We start from the raw sequence: 8,901 nt of genomic DNA on the forward strand, positions 1-8,901 counted from the left end.
CCCGGAATGCCGCGCCGGAGCCTCCCGCGAGATAGGGCGACAGCGGAACCAGCGCGACGACAGCAACCGCCAGCAGCCACGTCGAGGTATGCAGTGCGTCCTGGAACCAGACCAGGCAGAACCCGCACGCCCCGGCGACCGCCGCCGCCAGCTGGCGCGCACCCGCGCCGACCGTCCCGCGCCGGCGCTGCACGGCCTCGAGAGTCAAGGTGGCCGAGAGTGCCGCCACCGCGGCACACGCCAGCCCGATCAGCGCACGCCACACCGGTTCCTCCGGCCCGACCTCCTCGATCGCCAGGTTGGCGACGAAGGTCGCCGCCAGCAGCAGCGCGACCACCAGCGGGAAACGCACCAGCACGTCCCGGTAGCTGGCCATTTCACGCAGGCGTCGCCGCAGGCGGTTACCGATCGGTGCCGACATCGGGGATCAGCCGGTCACCCGGCCAGGACCTCGTCGACCAGCGCCTTGGCTTCCTGCTGAATCTGCTTGAGATGAGCCTCGCCCTGGAAACTCTCGGCGTAGATCTTGTAGACGTCCTCGGTACCGGAGGGGCGTGCGGCGAACCAGCCGGCGTCGGTGACCACTTTCAGGCCGCCGATGGCGGCACCGTTGCCCGGGGCCTCGGTCAGTTTGCGGGTGATCGGATGGCCGGCCAGCGTGTCGGCGGTGACCTGCTCGGGGGACAGCTTGCCGAGCCTGGCTTTCTGCTCGCGGTTGGCCGGCGCATCGACGCGTTCATAGACCGGCGCTCCGAAGCGTTCGGTCAGCGCCTGGTAGCGTTCGCCCGGGTCCTTGCCGGTGACGGCGGTGATCTCGGCGGCGAGCAGGCCGAGAATGATGCCATCCTTGTCGGTGGACCACGGCTTGCCGTCCAGTGTCAGGAACGAGGCGCCGGCGGACTCCTCGCCCCCGAAGCCGAGGCTGCCCTCGATCAGGCCATCGACGAACCACTTGAAGCCCACCGGCACCTCGACCACGTCCCGCCCCAGCCCTTGTGCGACGTAATCGATCATCGACGACGAGACCAGCGTCTTGCCGATGGCGGCCTTGCCGCTCCAGTTCGGACGATGGGTGAAGAGGTATTCGATGGCGACGGCGAGATAGTGGTTGGGATTCAGCAGCCCGCTCGAGCGGGCGACGATGCCGTGGCGATCGTGATCGGTATCGCAGGCGAACGAGACGTCGAAGCGATCCTTGTTCTCGATCAGGCCGGCCATGGCGTAGGGCGACGAGCAGTCCATGCGGATCTTGCCGTCCCAGTCGACGCGCATGAAGCGGAAGGTCGGATCGACGGTGGTCGAGATCACTTCCAGCGGCAGGTCGTACTTCGCGGCGATCCGTGGCCAGTAGTGCACCCCGGCCCCACCCAGCGGGTCGACGCCGAACTTGAGCCCGGAGTCGCGGATCGCGGCCATGTCGATGACCTTGTCGAGGCCACCGACGTAGCTGTCGATGAAATCGAAACGCTGGGTGGTCGGTGCCTTCAGCGCGTCGGCGTAAGCGACGCGGCGAACGCCCTCGAGCCCGCCGGCGAGCAGTTCGTTGGCCCGCTCCTGGATCCACTTGGTGACGTTGGTATCGGCCGGCCCGCCATTGGTGGGGTTGTACTTGAACCCGCCATCCCCCGGCGGGTTGTGCGAGGGCGTGATCACGATGCCGTCGGCCAAACCGCCGCTGCGGCCCTGGTTGTGAACCAGAATGGCGTTGGAGATCGCCGGTGTCGGCGTATACCCCACCTCGCCACCGGTCTCGTCGCAACCGGCGTCGATGCGCGTCTCAACGCCGTTGGCCGCCAGCACTTCCAGTGCCGAGACGAATGCCGGCTCGGAGAGCGCGTGGGTATCCATGCCGATGAACAGCGGGCCGTCGACGCCCTGCGCTTCGCGGTACTCGCAGATCGCCTGGGTCGTGGCCAGGATGTGCCATTCGTTGAAACTGGTCTTCAGCGAGGAACCGCGATGGCCGGAGGTGCCGAAGGCCACCTGCTGGCCCGGGTCGCTGGGGTCCGGCCGCTCGCTGTAGTAGCGTGACACCAGGCGCGGAATGTTGGTTAGGCCGTGCTCGTCCGGCAAGCGTCCTGCTTGGGAATCGATGCTCATCGTCAGTTCCTTTCGATGGTCTGGGGAGGGATGCCTTCCTTATAGCAGACCATCTTCACGGCCCGACAGGCAAGACGAGCCCGGCCCGGCGCCCGCGCTCACCCTGCCCGGCCGTCCGCCGCCACCGCATCGCCTACTGGCAGGCCACCACCGCCGTGTCGTCCTCGCCTGCCGCTGCCGGCCTCGTTCTCACGCCCACGAGAACCAGTGCGGCCGCGGCCAGCAGCAGCGTGCCAGCGGTGGCGCAGACGCCCAGGACACCACCGATATCGAACATCACCCCGCCGACCGCCGCGCCCAGGGCGATCGCCAGCTGGATCGAGGCCACGATCAAGCCGCCGCCGCTCTCGGCTTCGTCCGGCACGACACGAGTGATCCAGGTCGACCAGGCGACCGGCACGGCGCCGAAGGCGAAGCCCCACAGCGCGACCATGAGCGCATCGGTCCCCATCGAGAAGCCGCCCAGCGTGGCCAGCAGCCAGCCCAGCGAGCCCATGATCAGCGGCATCAGCAGCAGCGTCAGGCGCAGACTGCGCTCGAGCAGGTAGCCCGCGGCCAGGGTCCCGACGAAGTTCGCCACGCCGAACGCCAGCAGGGTCGACGACAACGCGTTGATACCCATGTGCGACACGCCCTCGAGAAACGGGCGGACGTAGGTAAAGAAGGCGAAATGGCCGCAGAACACCAGCAGGATGGCCACGATACCGACCACCATGCCCGGCCGTTTCATCACGCTCACCAGCGTGCCGAGCGGCGTCGGATGCTCCGGTGTCATGCGCGGCAGGGTGATGTACTGGAAGACCAGCGTCAGCACCGATATCGCGGTGGCGAGCAGAAAGACGTTGCGCCAGCCCACCAGGTCGCCGAGATAGCTGCCCAGTGCGGCGGCACTGATGGTGGCGATGGGCACGCCGGTGAACAGCAGGGAGAGCGCGCGCGGGACGTCGTGCTCCGACACCAGCCGCATCACGGTAGCGGCGGAGAGCGCCCAGAATCCGCCCAGCGCCACGCCCAGCAGCACCCGCCCGGCCAATAGCCAGATCAGGTCCGGCGAGTAGGCGACCAGCAGGTTGGCGGCGATCATTAGCCCGGAGAACGCCAGCAGCACGTGGCGACGATCGAGTCGCTGGGTGACGGAGGTCACCAGCAACCCGGACAGCAGCGCCACCACCGCCGTCACCGTGACGGCCTGCCCCGCCTGGCCCTCGCTGATCGCCAGCGAATCCGCCATCGGGGTCAGCAGGCTGGCCGGCAGGAATTCAGCCATGACCAGGCTGAAAACCCCCATCGTCAGCGAGAATACGGCAAGCCAGCGCGACGGCACCGGCGGCTTGTCCGTGGCATGTTGAGCATCTTGCGTCGTCATGTCGATATTTCCGATTGAAGGCTTGGGATACTGCATAGACTAAAGTAGGATTTCAGGATCATCTATCACCAAAGCTCCGACATGATTGATCAAAAGTCCGAGATTTTGACCGACATCGGCTCGCCCGCCCGCTCCAGCGAATGGATCAACGAGCTGCTCCTTGGCATGCGCCTGTCGGGGCTGAACTATCGATGCGTCCAGATGGCGCCCCCTTTCGGCATCCGTTTCGACACCGATAGCCAGTGCGCCCAGTTTCACTTTGTCGCCCAGGGGCCGGTCATGCTGCGGCTCGGAGACGAAGAGCAGGTTCTGGAGACGGGCGACGCCGTGCTGCTGCCGCGGGGAGGACAGCACTGCCTGCTCTCTTCACCCGAGGTGGAGAGCCGTGACATCGGGCAGATCGGTGCACTGCCGCTTTGCGCCGGCTTCAGCTGCGTCGGTGAGGGCTCGCCAACCGATGGCGGCGTTCCCCCCGTGCGCCTGTTCAGCGGCTGCATGCAGTTCGACCTGGGCGGCATGCAGCCCTTGATCCCGATGATGCCGGCGGTGATGCACGTGGGAACGCTGCTCTCCCGCTATCCGGAGATGCTGCCGATGCTCGAGGCGATGGCGCGGGAGTCGGGGCTCGAGCGCGCGGGTGCCGCGGGCATCCTCTCGCGGCTGGCCGACGTGGTCGCCGCCAGCATCGTGCGAGGCTGGGTCGAGTGCGGCTGCGCGGAAGTGGGCGGCTGGGTCGAGGCGCTGCGCGATCCGCGCCTGGGCAGGGTCATCGCCGCGGTACACCGCGATCCCGGACGCGACTGGACGGTGGCCGCCATGGCCGCGGAGATGGGTAGCTCCCGCTCGGTATTCGCCGCACGCTTCCGAAGCTCTCTTGGCATATCGCCGCTGGGCTATGTCACCCAGCTCCGTATGCGTCTGGCCACGCAGTGGATCGCCGAGCGGCAAGTGTCGATCGAGCAGGTCGCCGAACGCCTCGGCTACGGCTCCCAGGCCGCCTTCAGCCGCGCCTTCAAGCGCGCCACCGGCAAGACGCCGGGCGCCGTGAGGCAGGCGGAATGATCGCTCGCGTTTCTCCCTTCAGGAATCGACTTTCAGACATCGACGGCGCCGATCAGGCAGGTCACGAGATAGTCCGTCACGGGCGACACGGCCTTCTGGCGACGGATGATGCCGATCTCGCGAGCAGGTGCCGCCTCAGCCAGCGGGAGCGCGCAGATGTCATCGGGTAGCGGCAGCATCGATTCGGTCATGGGCACCAGCGCGACGCCGAGGCGGTGTCTGACCATGGCGATCATGGCCGCGATGTCATCGACCTCTATCGTCTCCTGCAGCGGCAGTTGCCGCGAGCGCAGGAACTGATCCAGCTGTCGCCCGCCGAAAGAGCCGCGCTCATAGCGAATCAGTGAGCGGTTCGCGAGCCATGATCGAACGCTCGGGATCTTCTGTTCCGCGATCTCGGCGGCCGCAACCAGCAGCCGATAGGGTTCACTGACGAGCGGCTCGAAGACGAACTCTTCGGGCAATGCTAGAGCAGGCCGAATCATGACGCAGAGATCGAGTTCGCGACGGTCCAGACCATCGAGCAACTGCAGCGACAAGCCACCGACGATATGCACGCGATAACGCGGGTACCGCGCCTGAAATGGCACAAGCGCTCGCGTGACGACCGTCGACTGCATTGAAGCGATGGCGCCGATGCGCCGGAATCCCACTTCCCCCGTTTCATCTCGATCGCCAAGCGATGCGAAATCCGCCAGCAACGTCTGGGCGCGCGCCAGGGTTCGCATGCCATCGGCGTTGAGCGATGCCGAGCGGCCGGTCCGGTCGAAAAGCGGATACCCGAGATGCGTTTCCAGGCGCCGCATGTGCCCGCTGACCGCCGCCTGTGTCAGCCCCAGGCGTCGGCCGGCCTCGGCGAAGGTGCCGCATTCGGCAACGGCGACCAGGGTCTTCAGTTCCACGATCATTGATCACGTTTCGTTTGGCTGAGGTCAACAAAAGACCGTTTTACATCAAGAAACGTCAAACCTCACACTAAGATTCCCACGCTGAAGGAGCCGACATGCCTCATATCAACGTTGCTATCGCTGGTTTCGGCCTCGTCGGTCGCACCATCGCGGCGCTGCTGCTCGAGAGGATTCCGACCTACCGAGACCGATTCGGCATGGAGGTGAGACTGGTCGCGGTTTGTCGCTCAGACCGCGGTACCGGCGACGCCAGGGGGCTGAGCGCCGAGCGGCTGGAGACGCTCGACCGCGAATCCTACGGTCCCGACTTTCTCGCATCGTTTTCGCCGCACGTTCTGATCGAGGCCGGCCCATCGAACTTCCGCGATGGTGAGCCTGGGCTGGGCTACCTGGAGCCGGCTTTGCGACGAGGCAGCGATGTCATCGTGGTCTCCAAGGCTGCCTTGTGGCTCGACGGTCCCAGGCTGCGCAAGCTGGCGACAGAGAGCGGTTCTCGCATCAAACTCAGTGCCGCCGCCGGCGCCGCTCTCCCCGCATTGGACCTGCTCGAACACAGCCTGCGTGGCTGCGAGGTGACGAAGATCGAGGGCATCTTTACCGCAGCGACCAATTACCTGCTGAGTGCCATGGCGAGTGGCACACCCTATGCCGAGGCGCTGGAGAGCGTCCAGCGAGCCGGCATCGCGGAGCGTGATCCGACCAACGATGTGCAGGGGCGGGACACCGCCGCCAAGCTCCTACTGATTGCCAACTTCGGGCTCGGGCTGATGCTCTCGCCCGAAGCGATCTCGGTCTCCGGCCTGGAAACGGCCACCCCGGCAACAATGGCGCAGTGGCGTGAACAAGGACGCACTCCCAGGCTAACTGCCCGTCTGGAGAACGACGCCGGCAGCTGGCGGGCCCGGGTCGGCGTGGAAGCACTCCCACCCGACGATCCGCTGAGCCGAGTGGCGGGCAAGGACAAGGCGGTGCGAATCACGTCTCGCGAAATGGGCGAGATTACCGCCATCGGCTGTGGACCGGAGCCAATGGCGACGGCCGCAGCCGCACTCAAGGACCTGGAAGCCCTGCTCGCCCATCGAAGAGCGTGATCGCCTTCCAGGCCGTTCTCGACGACACCACCGAGAGAGTCACCTTGATGGAACGACAGACACAGAGATAGCCAAAACGCCATGCCGTCGCGATACGACATATCGCCTTCGAAGGCCTCGGCACTCTGGAGCCGGCCCTGCTCGCGGCCGGCTATACCATCGACTACCGCGATGCCACTGTCGACGATCTCGAGTGCATCGAGCACGAGGACCCCGAGCTGCTGATCGTTCTGGGAGGGCCGATAGGCGTCAATGATCGAACCCGCTACCCGATCGTTCCGCAGCAGATCGCGATGCTGGAAAGGCGACTGGCCAGAGACCGGCCCACGCTTGGTATCTGCCTGGGCGCGCAGTTGATGGCGGCAGCCCTGGGCGCCGATGTCTATCCTGGACCAGCGAAGGAGATTGGCTGGGCGCCGCTCACGCTGAGCGAAGCTGGCCACCTGAGCCCCTTGCACCCTCTATCGGCGGTTTCGGTGTTGCACTGGCACGGCGATATCGTCGAGCTTCCGACCGGCTGCACCGCGCTTGCCTCGACGCCTTCTTGCCCCATTCAAGCGTTCTCGAGAGGCAGCAATCAGCTGGGATTGCAGTGCCACCCGGAGTTCACCGCCACGATCGAGCCTTGGTTGATCGGCCACGCCACGGAACTGGCAAACACCGGAATCGACCCGAACACGCTGCGCCGCGATACCACCCGCCATCACTCAGCGCTCTCCCGCGCTGCAGAGAAGCTCTGGGGTGAATGGCTCGCCAACCTCGACCAAGATCGTGCCGCCCCCCCTCATGCCGACTCGCTGCTCTCCCCATCGCCGGACAGCTTCAGTTCCAGCTGACCGAAATCCTGCGTCGCTTCTTCCGCCCAGGCGGTGCCGAGCGGCGCGGTGTCCGAAGGCGTCATCACGTAATGGCCCTGCTCGTCGGAGTCGCGCGTCGGGTGGACGCGGATGCAGTAGAGCCCAAACGCGACCATGACCACGTGCATGATGGCGAGATCCCACAGGAAACCGTTCGGCCCCAACCACTCCATCAAGAGGCCAGCGCTGGCAGGGCCAAGAATGGCGCCGACACCCAGTGCCAGCACTAGCTCGCGCTCGCGGTGACCAGCCGCTGGAGACCGCGCCGAAAAGTGCCAGCGCGACGGCAGTCAGCGCCACTGTGACGACCACCCACTGACGATCGACCTTATTCGAGAGCTTGCCCAGCGGCCACTGCACCACCGCGCCTCCGAAGATGAACGCCTCCATGAAGATCGACACTTCACCCACGTCGAGGCCGCTGTCGCTGGCGAATACCGCCCCCATGCCGAATAACGCTCCGTTGGTGACGCCGGTCATGAAGCAGCCGACCGTACCTAGCGGCGAGAGCCGGTAGAGCGCGCGCAAGCTCATGCTCTCGGTTGTGTTGATCTCGGGCTGCGGTGTATAGGTGATCAGGATCGGCACCAGCGCCAGCGATACGAGAATCGACACCAGCAGGACAGCGCCATGCCATTCGGGTCGGCACTGCCCAGCAGCCGCTGACCGCCATCCATGCCGATATAGCTGATTACCATGTAGGTCGCGAGCAGACGACCGCGCAGCCGGTTGCTGGCGTAGCCGTTGAGCCAGCTCTCGGCGACGACATAGAGCCCCGCGTAAGTGAAGCCGGTGACAAAGCGCATCGCCGCCCACACCAGCGGATCGACGAACAGCGCGTGAACCAGAATCGCCACCGACGTGATCGAAGCCAACGCGGCGAAAACCCGAACATGGCCGACCTCGCGAAGCTTGCGTGGCGTCAGCGCGGAGCCGGCCAGGAAACCGACGAAGTAGGCCGATATCACCAGACCGGTCACGGTATTGCCGAATTCCGCCGCCGACGCGCACACGCCGAGCAGTGCCCCCTGCAGCCCGTTGCCCATCATCAGCAGCCCCACGCCCAGCAGTAGCGTTCAGAGGCTGTATGCGGCGGAAAGCGTCGTCGGTCGGGCGGCGTTCATGGGGGCTCCCGTGTCAGACCAGGCGTAAGGTCTCGAGCAACTCAAGATAGCCACTCGGCGCCGAAGACGATACCGGCCCGCTCACGCCATCGCCAACGGCGGCACCAATCTGGGCAGTTGCGTTTCCAGTAACCGGGCCACGGCTATCACGCGGTCATCACGATAGCGCGGCCCGACCAGGTGCAGACCGACCGGCAAGCCAGCGTCGTCCAGACCGCAGGGCATCGAGGCGGCGGGTTGCTGGGTGAGGTTGAAGGGGTAGCTGAACGGGGTCCAGTCCACCCAGTCGACATAGTCGCTGCCCGGCGGGACTTCGTGGCCGGCGGCGAAGGCCGAGAGGGGCAGCGTCGGGGTCACCAGCAGATCGTAATGCTGGTGGAATTCGGCCATCCG

At 65.9% G+C, this 8,901-nt stretch carries 9 protein-coding genes and 1 pseudogene; 3 read left to right on the forward strand and 7 right to left on the reverse strand.

Features of this window, described 5'->3' with window-relative positions; translation table 11 throughout:
- From Q0602_RS05120 to Q0602_RS05130, 3 genes are all read right to left on the reverse strand, one after another.
- Window positions 1–421: hypothetical protein (locus Q0602_RS05120; protein WP_298839866.1), on the reverse strand; the 421-nt coding region annotated here is incomplete at its 3' end.
- A gap of 14 nt (window positions 422–435) precedes the next feature.
- The gene (gene pgm / locus Q0602_RS05125) at window positions 436–2,100 is read right to left on the reverse strand and encodes a phosphoglucomutase (alpha-D-glucose-1,6-bisphosphate-dependent) (protein ID WP_295037054.1); all 1,665 of its coding nucleotides are present in this window, start codon (window positions 2,098–2,100) and stop codon (window positions 436–438) included.
- 133 nt (window positions 2,101–2,233) lie between these two features.
- Window positions 2,234–3,466, reverse strand: coding sequence for an MFS transporter (locus Q0602_RS05130; RefSeq protein WP_298839870.1), 1,233 nt, complete (start codon window positions 3,464–3,466; stop codon window positions 2,234–2,236).
- 81 nt (window positions 3,467–3,547) lie between these two features.
- Here Q0602_RS05130 and Q0602_RS05135 point away from each other — a divergent pair, with 81 nt between their 5' ends.
- The gene (locus Q0602_RS05135; RefSeq protein WP_298839873.1) at window positions 3,548–4,528 is read left to right on the forward strand and encodes an AraC family transcriptional regulator; all 981 of its coding nucleotides are present in this window, start codon (window positions 3,548–3,550) and stop codon (window positions 4,526–4,528) included.
- A gap of 32 nt (window positions 4,529–4,560) precedes the next feature.
- Here Q0602_RS05135 and Q0602_RS05140 read toward each other — a convergent pair whose 3' ends face one another.
- A complete protein-coding gene (locus Q0602_RS05140) occupies window positions 4,561–5,436 on the reverse strand; it encodes a LysR family transcriptional regulator (protein WP_298839876.1) in 876 nt (291 codons plus the stop codon).
- A gap of 95 nt (window positions 5,437–5,531) precedes the next feature.
- On the opposite strand from Q0602_RS05140, the gene Q0602_RS05145 reads away from it, so the two are divergent.
- Both Q0602_RS05145 and Q0602_RS05150 read left to right on the forward strand, forming a co-directional pair.
- Window positions 5,532–6,527 (forward strand): hypothetical protein, encoded by a 996-nt coding sequence (locus Q0602_RS05145; RefSeq protein ID WP_298839879.1) that lies wholly within the window; start codon window positions 5,532–5,534, stop codon window positions 6,525–6,527.
- Between the two features lie 89 nt (window positions 6,528–6,616).
- A pseudogene (locus tag Q0602_RS05150) lies at window positions 6,617–7,363 on the forward strand (glutamine amidotransferase); the annotation flags it as partial.
- Here Q0602_RS05150 and Q0602_RS05155 read toward each other — a convergent pair.
- The 3 genes from Q0602_RS05155 to Q0602_RS05165 form a co-directional block, all read right to left on the reverse strand.
- Complete coding sequence (locus tag Q0602_RS05155; RefSeq protein ID WP_298839881.1) at window positions 7,312–7,611, reverse strand: hypothetical protein; 300 nt, start codon at window positions 7,609–7,611, stop codon at window positions 7,312–7,314. The pseudogene Q0602_RS05150 and the gene Q0602_RS05155 sit on opposite strands and share 52 nt — an antisense overlap.
- A 348-nt stretch (window positions 7,612–7,959) precedes the next feature.
- Complete coding sequence (locus Q0602_RS05160; RefSeq protein ID WP_367276919.1) at window positions 7,960–8,445, reverse strand: MFS transporter; 486 nt, start codon at window positions 8,443–8,445, stop codon at window positions 7,960–7,962.
- 144 nt (window positions 8,446–8,589) lie between these two features.
- Window positions 8,590–8,901: amidase family protein (locus tag Q0602_RS05165; protein WP_298839886.1), on the reverse strand; the 312-nt coding region annotated here is incomplete at its 5' end.

It is taken from the genome of uncultured Salinicola sp., from assembly GCF_937921195.1.
In the GTDB taxonomy this organism is placed as follows: domain Bacteria; phylum Pseudomonadota; class Gammaproteobacteria; order Pseudomonadales; family Halomonadaceae; genus Salinicola.